General features: G+C 67.9%; 17 protein-coding genes. 12 read left to right on the top strand and 5 right to left on the bottom strand.

Annotated features, from left to right (window positions below):
* Positions 1–187 precede the first annotated feature (187 nt).
* Positions 188–718 carry a hypothetical protein gene (locus tag EW117_RS13475; RefSeq protein ID WP_129787221.1) on the top strand — a complete coding sequence of 177 codons (531 nt, stop codon included), beginning with the start codon at positions 188–190 and terminating at the stop codon, positions 716–718.
* Positions 719–978: 260 nt separating this feature from the next.
* Here EW117_RS13475 and EW117_RS13465 read toward each other — a convergent pair whose 3' ends face one another.
* Positions 979–1,527: a DUF1062 domain-containing protein gene (locus EW117_RS13465; RefSeq protein WP_129787220.1), complete on the bottom strand. Its 549-nt coding sequence runs from the start codon at positions 1,525–1,527 to the stop codon at positions 979–981.
* Between the two features lie 562 nt (positions 1,528–2,089).
* Between EW117_RS13465 and EW117_RS13460 the strand changes: the two genes are divergently transcribed.
* Together EW117_RS13460 and EW117_RS13455 are read left to right on the top strand one after the other, a co-directional pair.
* Entirely contained in the window at positions 2,090–3,574 is a 1,485-nt protein-coding gene (locus EW117_RS13460; RefSeq protein ID WP_129787219.1) for an RICIN domain-containing protein, read from the top strand.
* Positions 3,575–3,646: 72 nt separating this feature from the next.
* Complete coding sequence (locus tag EW117_RS13455) at positions 3,647–4,891, top strand: RICIN domain-containing protein (protein WP_129787218.1); 1,245 nt, start codon at positions 3,647–3,649, stop codon at positions 4,889–4,891.
* A 20-nt stretch (positions 4,892–4,911) separates the two neighbouring features.
* Here the strand turns inward: EW117_RS13455 and EW117_RS13450 are convergent, their stop codons facing one another.
* A complete protein-coding gene (locus tag EW117_RS13450) occupies positions 4,912–5,538 on the bottom strand; it encodes an FMN-dependent NADH-azoreductase (protein WP_129787217.1) in 627 nt (208 codons plus the stop codon).
* A gap of 99 nt (positions 5,539–5,637) precedes the next feature.
* Here EW117_RS13450 and EW117_RS13445 point away from each other — a divergent pair, with 99 nt between their 5' ends.
* From EW117_RS13445 to EW117_RS13430, 4 genes are all read left to right on the top strand, one after another.
* Positions 5,638–6,243 (top strand): TetR/AcrR family transcriptional regulator, encoded by a 606-nt coding sequence (locus EW117_RS13445; RefSeq protein WP_242504278.1) that lies wholly within the window; start codon positions 5,638–5,640, stop codon positions 6,241–6,243.
* Between the two features lie 71 nt (positions 6,244–6,314).
* Positions 6,315–6,686 (top strand): ArsR/SmtB family transcription factor, encoded by a 372-nt coding sequence (locus EW117_RS13440; protein WP_129787215.1) that lies wholly within the window; start codon positions 6,315–6,317, stop codon positions 6,684–6,686.
* Positions 6,683–7,201: an SRPBCC family protein gene (locus EW117_RS13435; RefSeq protein ID WP_207211861.1), complete on the top strand. Its 519-nt coding sequence runs from the start codon at positions 6,683–6,685 to the stop codon at positions 7,199–7,201. The genes EW117_RS13440 and EW117_RS13435 overlap by 4 nt, the downstream gene beginning before the upstream one ends.
* A complete protein-coding gene (locus tag EW117_RS13430; protein ID WP_129787214.1) occupies positions 7,198–7,605 on the top strand; it encodes a VOC family protein in 408 nt (135 codons plus the stop codon). The genes EW117_RS13435 and EW117_RS13430 overlap by 4 nt, the downstream gene beginning before the upstream one ends.
* 15 nt (positions 7,606–7,620) lie before the next feature.
* Here the strand turns inward: EW117_RS13430 and EW117_RS13425 are convergent, their stop codons facing one another.
* Complete coding sequence (locus tag EW117_RS13425; RefSeq protein WP_129787213.1) at positions 7,621–8,127, bottom strand: HAD domain-containing protein; 507 nt, start codon at positions 8,125–8,127, stop codon at positions 7,621–7,623.
* Between EW117_RS13425 and EW117_RS13420 the strand changes: the two genes are divergently transcribed.
* The 3 genes from EW117_RS13420 to EW117_RS29435 all read left to right on the top strand — a co-directional run bounded on the left by EW117_RS13420 (position 8,105) and on the right by EW117_RS29435 (position 10,765).
* Entirely contained in the window at positions 8,105–9,955 is a 1,851-nt protein-coding gene (locus EW117_RS13420) for a polymorphic toxin-type HINT domain-containing protein (protein ID WP_129787212.1), read from the top strand. The genes EW117_RS13425 and EW117_RS13420 overlap by 23 nt on opposite strands.
* Entirely contained in the window at positions 9,955–10,359 is a 405-nt protein-coding gene (locus EW117_RS13415) for a hypothetical protein (protein ID WP_129787211.1), read from the top strand. The genes EW117_RS13420 and EW117_RS13415 overlap by 1 nt, the downstream gene beginning before the upstream one ends.
* Positions 10,360–10,600: 241 nt before the next feature.
* A complete protein-coding gene (locus EW117_RS29435; RefSeq protein ID WP_165362682.1) occupies positions 10,601–10,765 on the top strand; it encodes a hypothetical protein in 165 nt (54 codons plus the stop codon).
* Positions 10,766–11,069: 304 nt separating this feature from the next.
* On the opposite strand, the gene EW117_RS13410 is transcribed toward EW117_RS29435, so the two are convergent.
* Positions 11,070–12,008, bottom strand: a complete 939-nt coding sequence (locus tag EW117_RS13410) for an aldo/keto reductase (RefSeq protein ID WP_129787210.1) — start codon at positions 12,006–12,008, stop codon at positions 11,070–11,072.
* Between the two features lie 89 nt (positions 12,009–12,097).
* On the opposite strand from EW117_RS13410, the gene EW117_RS13405 reads away from it, so the two are divergent.
* Together EW117_RS13405 and EW117_RS13400 are read left to right on the top strand one after the other, a co-directional pair.
* Positions 12,098–12,709, top strand: coding sequence for a TetR family transcriptional regulator (locus EW117_RS13405; RefSeq protein WP_129787209.1), 612 nt, complete (start codon positions 12,098–12,100; stop codon positions 12,707–12,709).
* 85 nt (positions 12,710–12,794) lie between these two features.
* Positions 12,795–13,457, top strand: coding sequence for a DUF998 domain-containing protein (locus EW117_RS13400; RefSeq protein ID WP_129787208.1), 663 nt, complete (start codon positions 12,795–12,797; stop codon positions 13,455–13,457).
* Here the strand turns inward: EW117_RS13400 and EW117_RS29430 are convergent.
* Positions 13,435–14,175, bottom strand: a complete 741-nt coding sequence (locus EW117_RS29430) for an ASCH domain-containing protein (RefSeq protein ID WP_165362681.1) — start codon at positions 14,173–14,175, stop codon at positions 13,435–13,437. The two genes, EW117_RS13400 and EW117_RS29430, sit on opposite strands and share 23 nt — an antisense overlap.
* Positions 14,176–14,191: the final 16 nt, after the last annotated feature.

The raw sequence follows: 14,191 nt of genomic DNA, 5'->3' as shown, positions 1-14,191 counted from the left end.
ATTGCTCCTCACTTGGTGGTCACGGACGTGGCTGGGGACCCCGTGTTTCGCATGTCTCCAAATCCCGGCCGATGCTTCGGGGGTCGCCGAAATGCCACGACCAAGCGCTTTGGTCGGTGTGAGCATCGGCCTGTCGGCGAATCCGATGTCGCCGAACGACCAGTCCCCCTCAGAGATTGGAAACGACATGTCCACACTGCGTCACACCGCCCGAGCAGCTGTCGTTGCTCTGGCCGCTGCCGCCCTGGCCGTCGGGATGGCCGCACCATCCCAGGCCGTCACGCAGGGCCAGGAGCTGAGCCCACAGGACGAGCCGCAGGTCACGCGGCTCGCTGACGGAGCGCTCCAGGTCAGCCTGCCCGAGCCGGCCACCGCTCCTGCGTCCGCGGCGTCCCTCGCAGCGCCTCCGGACACCAGCCCGGCGACCGACGGCCGGTACTGGACCTCGGAGCATGCCTACCTGTGCGACGTCGGTCAGGTGTGCTTCGCCGTTCCCTACAACGGCGGGTACTACATCTTCAAGGAGGCGAGCGCAGGTACCTACGGCATGAGCAACTGGTTCGGCACCGGGTCCTGGATCGACAACCAGACCGGCTCGTGGTCCAGCAGCATCCACAACGCGGACGGTAGCCGGAGGCAGTGCCTTCAGCGGGCCGTGGACCCCTCCGTCTATTGGACACCTGTCTGGTCCTTCCAGATCCGCACCTTCGGCTGCTGACGCCGGAGTAGTACCGACGTACGCGGCCACTGGTCCCATGGCAGTGGCCGCGTACGTGTCAGCTGCCTCGCACCATCCGGATCTCGACGATGTCGAGCCCGTCGACGAAGCGGGCGCCGTCCGCGGCGAACCCGTGCTTCTCGTCGAACCGCCGTGCCCGCGGATTAGCCTCGGCGCAACGGTGTCGCTCTCCCCGTGATCATGCGCAACCACGGCCTGCCCGGCAATCACGCCGGACAGGCCGCAGCCCCAAGGAAGCCTCAGCGCTTGAGCGTAAAAGTGAAGTCCCCGGAAATCCGGCCACTCAGCCGAACCCCCGAAACGAGCTTCCCCTCCACGATCAGCCTCTCGACCTCGCCCCGCGAAAGACCGCAACCGTCAGCGATCAGTCGCACCGTCCGGACAGGAATCCGGGCCGCGAAGCGGACCGAGACGTCGACAACCTCGTCATCGACGCCATCCGATCCGCCGGTATCGAGGCGCCAGGCACCCTCCCAGTCGAGAGAGACGCGATTGCGGCGCTGCACAGCCCGATTCTGGAGCAGCTCAGCGATCAGGCCAGGGTCGTTGTTGTGCAGCCGGTCCAGCAGCTCGGGCCGTATGGAACGCACGTTGACCCGTTCCAGGACCGTGAGCTTTGCCGTTTCCTCGCAGGTAATACAGAGCGCGAGGAGCCAGGCGTCGAGGAGCTTGTGGTGTGCATTGACGCGGAATTTTCCGCTTGCCCGGAAGCGCTCGGACTCGCACGCGTGACAACGACGGCGAACGAGCGGCAGGCAGGTGGGCACCACTGCCCAGTTTTTGAGCATAGAAGTACACCGGTCTCAGTGAGAGGTCCGCAGCAAAAGAGCGCGCGCCGCATACGGGCGACGCGCGAAAAATCAGCGCTCGGGAAATCTCACAGGGTGTACAACGGCACGTCCTCGGCTCGACGTCGTGGTTCGGCAGCACGCTAACGGCGCACAGCAGCGCCGATCCACTGCTTTTCGAACGCTCCAACCGCTCATGAGGTCCTTGCATCAGCCACGCGGCGTCCGGCCCCGACCAGCAGGCGACCTCGTCGGCGCCCGTCAGGCGGTCGGAGCGCCGATCGAACCGTTTAGTCCCGCCCAGGGGCTTGACCTGGAAGCACCGCACGCTATCGTAAACGTTGTAAATCGGACATGTATCGATTCACACCAGATCGGGGCGGCCACCCCGATCGCCGGCACCAAGATCAGCTCTCGCTGATCCGGACCACCCTCCATCGGTCAGCGACGAAGCGACCGACCTACCGCGAGGCCCCGGGCCGGGGACTACGGCCCACTCCGATCCGGCATCCGATCGCTCGCAGCCGATGCGCGCCGAGCATCCCCATCGAAGGAGCCTGCCTTGCACTCTCCCTCCTCCCGCCCGAGAAACCGCCTTCGCTGGATCGCCGCCACCCTCGGCGCGATCCTCGTCGCGACGCTTCTCCCCGGATTCACCTCCACGGCCACCGCGGCCCCCAGCCCCGGCACCTGGTACGCGATCGTCAACGGGCACTCCGGGCTCGCAGTCGATATCGAGGCTCGTTCGACGGCGAACGGGGCCCTGGCGGTGCTGTGGAACCGCACCGGTGCGACCAACCAGCAGTTCCGGTTCGTCGACGCCGGAGGCGGGTACCACCGCATCGAGGCCCGGCACAGCGGCCAGGTGGTCGAGGTCAGCGCGAAGAGCACCGCGAACGGCGCCGACGTCGTCCAGTGGCCGAGCAACGGCGGCACCAACCAGCAGTGGCAGCTCAACGAGCAGGCCGACGGCTCCTACGAGATCGTCAACCGCAACTCCGGCAAGGCCCTGGACAACTGGGAAGGGGCGACCGCGCCCGGCAGCCGCGTCTCGCAGTACGACCGCAACGGCGCGGCCGTGCAGCGCTGGCGGCTGGTCCCCGTCGGCAGCGCCCAGGCCGGCGACGGCTCGGTCACGGACCCGAACCTCCAGTACTACGGCCGCTGGGCCGCCGACGGCTCGTGGCGCACCATGGGCTGGGCCGGCGGCTACGTCGAGGCGGCCTTCACCGGCTCCTCGATCGGCGTCCGCCTGCGGAACTCGATCGACATGTACTACTCGGTCGACGGCGCCCCCGAGCAGTGGCGACGAAACGTCTCGGGCAACGTCACCATCGCCTCGGGCCTGAGCGGCGGCACGCACACCGTCCGCATCGGATTCCGCGAGCGCGCCGGGTCCTACACCGGCGACCCGGCGTTCGGCGGGTTCGTCCTCGCCTCAGGCGGTTCGACGACGTCGATCGCGCGGCCGGCGAACTTCGTCGAGTTCATCGGCGACTCGATCACCGTCGGGCAGCCCAACGGGAACCGGCCCTTCACGGCCTACCCGTACCTGGTCGGCGAGGCCCTCGGCGCAGGCCACACCCAGGTCGCCCAGGGTGGCGCGTGCCTGGTCAGCACCGCGGACGGCTGCTACGGAATGATGGACTGGTTCCGCCGCTCGTCGGCCTGGGTGGACCGCGACGACTGGAACTTCTCGACCTACCGGGCCACCGCCGTCGTCATCAACCTGGGCACCAACGACGTCGGACACGGCGTCTCCACCGTCGAGTTCAACCGGAACTACGTGGTGCTGCTGGAGCGGGTGCGCCAGGCGTATCCGAACGCCGAGATCTTCGCGATGGGCGTCTTCCGGAACCGGTACGTGACCGAGACGCGGAACGCCGTCCAGACCCGAGTGGACGCCGGGGACAGCCGCGTCCACTTCGTCGACACGAGCGGCTGGGTCGACCCGGCCACCGACACCAGCGACAACGTGCACCCGACCGACGCCGGGCACCAGAAGATCGCGGGCCTGCTGACCCCGATCATCGACCGCTACCTCTGATCCAGCGCCATTCCTCCCGGTGGGCCTCGGCGACGGCGCCGAGGCCCACCCCCCACTCACCTTGGAGCACAGATGCGCACACCCGAATCCTCTGGCCTGCCCGGAAGCGGAATCTCCCGCCGTGCCCTGTTCGGTCTCGCGGCCGGGGCCGCCGCGGCGACCGGCGGCCTCCTCACCGCGGCCCCTGCGCACGCGGCGTTCGTGCCCGGCACCTGGTACGTCCTCCAGTCGCGGCACTCGGGCCTGGTCCTCGACATCGCGGGGCGGTCGACGTCGGCCGGCGCGCTGCTGGTGCAGAACAGCCGCACCGACGCGACCAACCAGCAGTTCCGCTTCGTCGACGCCGGCGGCGGCTACTACGAGGTCCAGGCCCGCCACTCGAGCCTCCTGCTCGACGTCTACGGCAAGAGCACGGCGAACGGCGCCGACGTCGTCCAGTGGAGCGACAGCGGCACCACCAACCAGCAGTGGCAGATCATCGACGACGGGACCTATTTGCGCTTCGTCAACCGCAACTCCGGCAAGGCCCTCGACGTGTGGGAACGGTCCACCGCTCCCGGGAGCCGCATCTCGCAGTACGACTCCAACGGCGCCGCCAACCAGCAGTGGCGGCCGCTGCCCGTGGGCGCGTCGTCGGACGGGACGCCGACCATCTACATCGCCTCGGACTCGACCGCCCAGACCTACAACTCAGGGTCCTACCCGCAGATGGGCTGGGGCCAGAAGCTCGCGAACTACTTCGACGCCGACACGACGGTGGCCAACCACGCCATCGGCGGCCGCTCGTCGCGCTCGTTCATCGAGCAGGGGCGCCTGGACACGATCCTGGGCGCCATCCAGCCGGGCGACTACCTGTTCGTCCAGTTCGGGCACAACGACGCCAGCTCGGGCAACCCCGAGCGGTACACCTCGCCCGATGACTACAAGCGGTACCTGCGCGACAACTACATGGCCGGCGCGACCGCGCGCGGCGCCACGCCGGTCCTGCTCACCCCGGTCTCCCGGCGCGACTACGACTCCAACGGCCAGTTCCGGGTCTCGTTCCCCGACTACGTCAACAAGGTGCACGAGCTGGTCCGCGAGACCGGCGTCGCCCTGATCGACCTGTCGGCACGCTCGCGGGCCTACCTGAACTCGATCGGCCCCGAGGCCGCCAGGGGTGTGTTCCTCCACACCAGCCCGGGCCAGTACCCGGCGTTCCCCGACGGGGTCACGGACAACACGCACTTCCAGGAGTACGGAGCCGACCAGATGGCGCGCATCGTGTCCGAGGGCGCGGCCGCCCTGTCCCTGCCAATCGCGGATCATGTCCGGTAGCGGCCGAGCCTCGGTCCAGCTCAGAACGACGCCGCGGCCTCGAACACGACGGAGCGCGCTTTCTCGCGAGCCGTGTCGACGTCGGCCGCGGCGAGGTTCGGCTGGAACCGGATGCTGGTGATGTCGCTGATCCCTGCCCAGCGCAGCCAGTCCTCGAAGTACGGCTTCTGGAAGTCGCTGCCGAACTCCGGGCCGCGGTCCTCGCCCCAGACCGCGCCGGTGTAGATCACCGCGGCCTTCTTGCCCGTCAGCAGGCCCTCGTAGCCCGTCACCGGATCGAAGCCGAACACCATGCCCGGCTGGGAGACGACGTCGATGAACTGCTTGAGGATGTACGGCACGCCGGCGTTCCACATCGGGACGCTGAACAGGTAGCGGTCGGCGGCGTCGAACCGGGCGAAGGTCGCCTTCGCCGCCGCCCACGCAGCGACACCCTCGCCGCTCGGCTCCGCACCGGCGAAGACGTCCATCTTCGCCTTCGCCGCCGCGGGGCCGAACTCGGGCAGGGTGCCGTCCCACAGGTCGAAGTGCTCTACGTCGGCCCCGGGGTTGGTCTCGCGGTACACGTCGAGGAAGGCGGCGGCGAGCCCCAGGGACTCGGACGCCTCGCCGCGTGGGGAAGCGCTGATGTGCAACAGTCGGGTCATGGTCAGCTCCGGTGTGTCGGGTGGACGGCAGCACGAAAACGGAATAGGTTCCGCTTCATGAAGGAAGTTAGCGGAACCGATTCCGCTTTGTCAACGGGGGTGTCCCTGCCTGTGCACGGCCAGGGCGAGGCCGGCGCGGAGCGTTCCCGGCGGGTGGACGCCGTCCGCAACCAGGGCAAGGTCCTCGACGCGGCGGAACGGCTGTTCGCTCGCGACGGCGTGGAGCGAGTGACCATGCAGGCCGTGGCCAAGGAGGCCGGCGTCGGCGTGGGGACCCTGTATCGAGGCTTCGGCAACAAGGCCGGGCTGGCGATGGCCCTGCTCGGCGAGCGCGAGCGACAGTTCCAGGAGCTGATGATCTCGGGCCCGCCCCCGCTCGGCCCGGGCGCCGAGCCGACCGACCGGCTGACGGCGTTCGTCGCCGGCTACGCCGAGCTCGTCGCCGACCAGCTGGAGCTGGTGCTGCTGTCGCAGACGGCGGCTCCGGGCGCCCGCTTCCGCAGCGGAGCGCACGCCCTGTGGCGCACGCACTGCCGCCACCTGCTGAGCCTCGCCGGCGCGCCCTCCCCCGAGCTGCGCGCGGACGCACTCCTGGCGGCACTCTCGGGCGAGATGATCGCGCACTGGCTGACCGAGCAGGACCGGAACCTCGCGGAGATCACCGACGCGCTGGCGGGGATGGCTCGGGCTCTCTCAACCAAGTGAACCGCCCCGAGCCTTGACAGGACGGCCGCAGACGAGGTTCCATCACCACATGGTTATGAAACCGGTTGGTTATGAGAACTGTCACCGCTGAGCGGCTCGATGCGACGTTCGCCGCCCTCGCCGACCCGACGCGACGCGCCATCGTGGCCCGGCTCGCTGCAGGTGACGCGACGATCACCGAGCTGGCAGTGCCTTTCAACATCAGCCAGCCCGCGATCTCGAAGCACGTGAAGGTGCTCGAGCGAGCGGGACTGGTCACACGAACCCAGCAGGCCCAACGCCGACCGTGTCGGCTCCAGGCAGGGCCGCTGCGGGACGTCACCGCTTGGCTGGCGAACTACCGCGACTACTGGGACGAGAGCTATCAACGGCTTGACGCACTGCTCGCCGACCTCACGGCGGACGAAGGGCCCAGCACTCCCCCGCAGGACGGCCGGCCGTGAGTGCCGACCAGCACCTGCACGTCACCGCGCCCGGTGACCGCGAGATCGTGCTGTCGCGGACGTTCGACGCTCCCGCCGGTCTCGTCTTCGACGCGTTGACCCAGCCGGAGCTGCTGACGCGCTGGTACGGCGCCCGCGGCTGGAACCTCGTTTCCTGCACGGTCGACCTGCGTGTCGGCGGGCGCTACCGGTTCGTCTCCCGCGGCCCGGAGGACGCCGAGCTCGCCCAGTCCGGAACGTACCGCGAGATCGAGCGACCATCCCGGCTCGTCTACACCGAGGTGTTCGACGACCAGTCCTACCCCGGCGAGACCCTGATCGCGCACGACCTCGCCGAGCTGGCCGCCACCACGACTCTGACCAGCACCCTGCGCTACCCGTCTCCGGAGGCGCGCGAGATCGTGCTCCGCTACCCCATGACCCGAGGAGTCGGCGAGTCCTACGGCCGGCTCGATGCTGTCCTCACGGAACTCACCAACAGAGAGCTTGCCAACAGACAGGAGAAGCAACCATGAAGTGGACACTTGAAGTCGTCGTCGTGCCGGTTTCCGACGTCGACCGCGCCAAGGCTTTCTACAGCGACCAGCTCGGCTTCCACGTCGACCACGACACGAAGATCGGCGAGGGCCAGCGCATCGTCCAGCTGACCCCGCCCGGATCGGGGTGCTCGGTAGTCATCGGCGAAGGAGTTGTCGCGGCGATGCCGCCGGGGTCGCTCAAGGGTCTGCAGCTCGTCGTCAACGACGTCACGAAGGCTCGGGCGGAGCTGGCCGAACGCGGCGTGGACGTGACCGAGGTCCAGGTTCTCGGCGAGAACCCGACGCCGATGCCGGACCCGCTCGACAACGTGGGGTTCTGCTTCTTCTCCGACCCCGACGGGAACAGCTGGGGGGTCCAGCAGATCTCGACTCGCCCGTGACCGGGCGGGCAATGGTCAGCGCCTCAGCGCCCGCAGCCATCGCTCGATCACGGCCAGATCATCGGTCGTGATCCCCACGTCCGAGCCGACCTTGTGCAGCAGCGCTGCCCCAGGATGCTCCAGCTCGACGAACCACCGGTCCGCCTCTCCGATCACGTCGTCGACCCACACGAACGGCCGCCCCTCCGCGATCCGCACCAGCGCCTTGGTCTTCCACTGCAGACGGTCGTCGGCGATGTCGCCGTCGTAAGCGGGGAGGTCGGCCACCGGCAACCGCGGCAGTCCGAGCAGCGGCGCGATCACCTCGTTGGCGTCGTCCATCCACGCCGTCGCCCACACCAGATCGCATCCCAGCCCGGTCAGCAGCGGGCCGAGCGACCGGTCGATCCGCGCCAGATAGGGATTGGACGACGCCGTCCACACCCCCGGCGCATCCGGAACCACCGGCATACCGGGACCGCCGAACGGCAGGAGCGTCCCGTCGACGTCGAGGAACAGGATGGGGCGCGGGGCAGCGAGCATTCCCGCACGCTATCGACAGCGCAAGAGAGTGCGACGGGTCTCCCCGCCCCCTCCATGCGCGTCAGCCGTAGCCGTCGCGGAGCACACCAATGGCATGTCTTTCCTGGTCCTGGGCGTAACCGGTAGGTACTGTCGGCGGCGTCGTTGTCGTGGTTCGCGGGGGGCGCACATGTCAAGACCGTCTGATTGGTCGCCGGTGGGGTTGGACGCCGACCCGACGCCGGGGGATCCGGTGCTGGTGCTGTCCGGTGGGCAGGAGTATCTGGAGGTTGCGGACTCGATCGACAACGCGGCGTCGGCGATGTCCCGTCTGGATGTCGAGGGCACGATCTCGTTGGCGGTGGATGCGTTGATGGAGACGAAGGAAGAGACCATCGGCGAGATCCGTCGAGCTCACGGCCGGTATGTCGCCGCGGGTGACGCGTTGGTCGGGTACGCGGACGCCCTGGAGCGCGTGCAGTCCGAGACGCTGGTGGCGTTGGAGCGGGCGCGGACGGCGCGGGATGCGGCGGATGCGGCGTCGGGGTCGAAGGACCGGTGGCAGGAGATGGCCGACTCCGCGACCGACGAGTCGGAGAAGCAGGAGTACCAGCAGAAGGCCGACCAGGCCGGTGACGACGCCGATCAGGCGGCCGGGACGATCAGCTCGGCACAGGGCACGATCGAGACCGCGGTCTCGGACCGGGACCGGGCCGCCGAGAATGCGATCGACCAGATCGAGGAGATCACCAGCTCGGATGACCTGAATGACGGGTGGTGGGAGGACTGGGGATCCAAGCTGGTGGCCGCGATCGCGGATATCGCCGACATGATCTCCACCATCGCCGGGATCCTGGCGATCATCGTCGCGTTCATTCCCGTGGTGGGTACCGCGCTGGCCGGGGTGTTGATCGTCATCGCGGCGGTGGCCGCCATCGTGTCCGCGCTGGCGAACATCACCCTGGCGGCCACGGGTGAGCGGTCCTGGGCGGAGGCGGGCATCGCGATCGCGGGTGCGGCGTTGTCGTTGATCGGTCTGGGCGGTGCGGCGAAGGCCGCGACCGGGCTGGCGAAGGGGATCGCGAAGTCAGGTGGCTTCAAGCAGGCCATGAGCAAGGGGTGGTGCAAGTTCGGGTTCGGCAAGTGCTTCGTGGCCGGAACCCTGATCCATACCCCGGACGGGCAGCGCCCGATCGAGGAGATCCGCGTCGGCGACAAGGTCTGGGCGCACGACCTGGCCACAGGCCGGGACGAACTGCAGCTGGTCACGGACACCTTCGTGCGGACCACCACCGAGCTGATCCACCTCACCATCGCAGGCTCGGTCGTCTCGACCACGGCGGAGCACCCGTTCATGGTGCACAGGCGAGGCTGGGTCGACGCCGCGTTCCTGAACGTCGGGGACCTGCTAGTCACTCCGGAGGGCACCAACGTTCCGGTCCAGGCCATCGAGACCGAACAGCGGACCGATGCCGATGCGGAGACGGTCTACAACTTCCACGTCGAGACCCACTCCAACTACTACGTCCATGCCGGCGACACACCCGTCCTCGTCCACAACGCCAATCACGGGGACGGCTCATGGTTCCCGAAGCGGTCGTTGCCAAGGGACAATCACGGTAGGAACATTCCAGATTCGGAGTTCCCTCATACTCAGCTCGGACAGGGCCGAAAGGGCACGTATCCTGCCGCACGTGAGTTCGGCAACGACGGCGAAGTGATCCGTGATATCCATTGGACCGATCATGGTCGCGCGGCGCAGCACACCAACCCGCACCAGCACCGGTACTCCGACAACCCGACCGGCGGAGACAAAAAGCGCGGCCCAGCGGAGCCCTTGGAGGAATAATGCCCTTGGAATGGAATGATCTGGACCTGCAGGAAAACTACGTTGAACAGCTCTTCAAGGTGGTCGACCGGCATCGGGCCAACGCGCTCGTCTGGTATCTCCGAGATCTCGAGATCGTAGGTAACGGTCTTCGAGGCCTATCAGTTCCTGACCTCGAGAGTCAGGTCGATAACTCTCCCCACGGCTTTAGCATTACCTGGGAAGAGCTTGTGCAACTCATGGAAGATGCGGCAGATATTCACGACCTCATAGCGACGGCTCATTCCTTCGAAGTCGCGGTAGATCTACCTAGCCTTGAGACATCTGGCTATTCCGGATGCGCCGTCGTCATTGAGATTTTTGATAGCGGGACATATAAGGTTGGCGCTGCAGCAGAGCTGATCCACGACCCATCGGGGACGTGATACTTGGCCGAAGCAAGGGCGTCGACATGTTTGCCCGTTCCGCATAAGTACCACCAGTGCTTCAGCAAGCGGCAAGAGGGCTCAAGTTCAACCCGGAATCCTGACGGCAGAGTCAACCGCTGAAGCAATCGCGAACGTCGAGTCGGCGGTGTCAGGTGAGCTCGCCGACGACAGCCTCGAACTGTGATCGCCGTTTCGGTACGCCCACCGCGCGTTGCCTACGGCCGCCGCCGGCGAAGTCATGGAGGTCGTCGAGCAGGTCCTCCAGAATCTGATCGACGGCGGGGTCCGAGTCGGTGAGATCGGTGACATCACCGGGTCAAGGATCACCGTTATATTCCAGTCTATTGCAAACCATGATCTCGAATACGGATGGGACGAGCGGTTTGAGTTTCACCTGGAGTAGTCCAGGTACGCCAGATCACTGCTCAGCTGAGGCGCATCCGCACGAAAGAGAGTGGATCCACCGACATTGGATTTCCGCAACCCAGGCACCGGTGGACGCGAAGCGCTACATGCGGCGATCCAGAAGGGAAATCGTCCACCGCAACAGGGTCACATAACGCCCACGTCGGACACCGCATCGCGGCACCGGACCACACGTGGTCGGGATGACCATGCGGTTGCTGCCAAGATGAGCTTCATCCTGGCAGCGTCCGCATGGTCATCCCGCCGCCGGCCGGCCGCGAGAAACCCGCAGGTCCAGCACCTCAGATGGTGCGGCTCCCCACCCCGCCGTCGGGCGCGATCTCCGCGATGAGCGCCAGGTCCTCCTCGCTCAGCGTGATCCCGGCCGCCGCGACATTCTGGGCCACTCGCTCCTGGTTACGAGACCCCGGGATCGGCACGATGTAGTCCTTCTGGGCCAGCAGCCACGCGAGAGCGAGCTGCGAGAGCGTCACTCCCTTGCTGGCGGCAAGTTCCCCCAGCCGCCGCGAGATCTCGACGTTCGCCTCGAAGTTCCCGGGCGCCCACCAGCCGATCCTGTTGCGCAGGTCGGTCGCGTCGAGCCCGTCCCGGGACTGGACTGCACCGCTGAGGAAGCCACGCGCCAGCGGCGAGTAGGCGACGAACCCGATGCCGAGCTCCTCCAGGACCGGCAGCAGCGGCTCCGAGTCGCGGGCGAAGATCGAGTGCTCGTCCTGGAGCACGGAGATCGGGTGCACCGCGTGCGCCCGGCGGATCGACTCCTCGTCGGTGTTCGACAGGCCGAGGTACTTGACCTTGCCGGCGTCCACGTACTCCTTCATCACGCCCACGACCTCCTCGATCGGGACGTTCGGGTCGGGGATGTGCTGGTAGAGCAGGTCGATGGTGTCGGTGTTCAGGTTCCGGAGGCTGTTGTCGACCACCTCGCGGATGTACTCGGGCCGCGAGTCGGGGCCCCAGCTCTCGCTGACGCCGAACTTCGTCGCGATCACCACCTCGTCGCGGATCGGCGCGAGCGCGTGGCCGAGCAGCCTCTCCCCCGCTCCCCCGCCGTACATCTGGGCGGTGTCGAAGAACGTCACGCCCTCGTCGTGGGCGCGGCGGATCGCGGCGGTCGACTCCGTGTCGTCGGTGGGCCCGTAGGCCATCGCCGTCCCCATCGCACCGTAGCCCAGTGCCGAGACGGTCAGGCCCTGTCGGCCCAGCTTGCGTGTCTGCATGTGAAAACCCTTCTTGAGTGGATGCGTGTCAGTGTACGCCTCTTCTGTCAGTCACTGACACATCTGGCGGCGCCTGTACTCTGGGAGGCATGTCGAGCACGCCCAGCAGCGGGCCCAGCCTGCGAGAGATCGGCCGGGACGCCGTCCGCGCGCGCATCACCGAGGTCGCCCTCGACCTGTTCGCGGAACGCGGGTTCGATGAGGTGACGGTCGAGCAGATCGCCGCCGCCGCGGGTATGTCCGGGCGCACCTTTCACCGCTACTTCCCGGCCAAGGAAGACGTAGTCGTCGGCGAGCCGGCACCCTTGGGCGAGTTCGTGCGCGACGCCCTCACGGCCCGCCCCCGCGACGAGCCGGTGTGGGAGTCGCTCCGGATCTCCTTCGAGTCCGTCGTCGCCTCACACTCGGCCCACAGCTTCGTGGCCGACGACCGCGGCAAGCTCGCCAGGCGCGTGCTCGACAGCACCGCCTCCCTGCGCGCGCGGAACCTCGAGAAGCACATGCTCTGGGCGAGCATGCTCACACCGCTGGTCACGGAGCGGCTCGACGGCGAGGACACGGCGCTACGCGCCGAGATCATCGTCCAGTCGGCGCTCGCCTGCTTCGACGTCGCCCTCACCACCTGGGCGGACGCCGACGACGACACCACGGTCGCCGAACTGCTCGAACGAAGCTTCGCGGCCTTGCGGCCCGAGGTCTAGGGCGCGTCGTCGGAGGACAGCCCCACCCGATCACGGCGGCGGGCACCATTCCGGTCCCCAGCGCCCGTTGCCTAATTTCGGGGCCATGGAGATCACCTCACCCCGGCCCCTCCTGAGATGGTCGCTCTACCTGGCCGCGGCAGCCCTCGTGACCCTGATCGGCGTCCACCTGCTACCCGGATCCGGCGGCGTGGACCCGGTCCGCGACCTCATGTCCGAGTACCCGGTGCGCACCGCGGAACCCGGAGTCGCCTACACGCTGGCGCTGCTGGGAGCGAATCTCGCCGTCGTCCTGCTGGGCGCTCACTGGGTGCGCGACGGGCTCCTGCGGTCCCGGCCGGTGGCGACGGCGCTCCTCGCGCTGTGGTGTCTCAGCCTGCTCGGGCTGACGATCGTCCTCAAGGACCCCGTCGGTAGCCCGGGCACCTGGTTCGGCACGGTGCACATGCTCTGCACCGTGGTGAACTTCGTCAGCCTGCCCGCGCTCTGCGCCCTGCTGTGGTGGCGGCATCGGGGTGACTCGCGCTGGCGTTCGCACGCGCGGACCGTCGGCGTCATCGCCGGCCTGACCATGGCCTGCGTAGTGCCGTTCGCGGCGGTGCTCCTGGCGGACAGCGGCCCGGGATCGCTCAGCGAGTCGGCGCTCGGTCTGGTCGAGCGATGCGTGGTGGTCCTCGACGTCGTGGCGATCGCAGCGCTCGCCCGCTGGTCCCGGGCAAGCGCGATCATGACTCCGGGTCGTGGATGAGCTCCTTTCCGGTGACCCGGAAGCGCACGAAGTCGACGACGTCGTCATCGAGGATCTCTGGGTAGTAGTGGGTCCGCAGTGCCGTGCGCAGCTCGTCGGCCGTGCAGCCTTCCAGGGCGGCCTGGGCGTCGGTGATGTCGGCGAACCGGACGTGCTCGACCGACTCGACCACCCCCGGGAGGGACCGGAACCGGTCGTCGAACTCGAACAGGAATGTGGCCGGCCCCGGCACGGCGGGGTCGTTGAAGCGGGTGGTGGCGGTCTTGACGCCGCCGACGACGTTCGCCCAGTGCCCCGGGCTGAACCGCAGCAGACGCGGCGGGTTCGCGTCCGGGTGCTGGGACGGGTACGGAAGGAGCTCGCGGGCCGGGACGCTGATCGGGCTATCACTGCCGGGAACGACGACGCGACAGTCGGGCTGCTGGTCGAGCAGGACCTGGCGGCATCGTCCGCACGGAGGCATGACGCCGCGGTTCTCGTCACCGACCGCGACGATGTGCGAGATCGGTCCCGCTGCGGCGCCCGCCGCAACCCCAAGCGCCACCAGCTCCGCGCACGGGCCGCCCGTGAAGTGGGCGACGTTCGCGCCGGTGTAGATGTCGCCGTGGATGTCCATCACGGCGGACGCGACGGTGTTCAGGTAGGTGCCGTCGGCGGGAAGACGCGAAACGGTGTCGAGCGCCGCATCAATGAGGCGCTGCTCAGGAGCGGTCAGCATGGGACGACCCTGGCAT

The sequence above is a fragment of the Promicromonospora panici genome, assembly GCF_900608595.1.
In the GTDB taxonomy this organism is placed as follows: domain Bacteria; phylum Actinomycetota; class Actinomycetes; order Actinomycetales; family Cellulomonadaceae; genus Promicromonospora; species Promicromonospora panici.
The sequence above is the reverse complement of the archived record's forward strand: the minus strand, read 5'-3'. Positions and strand labels throughout refer to the sequence as shown.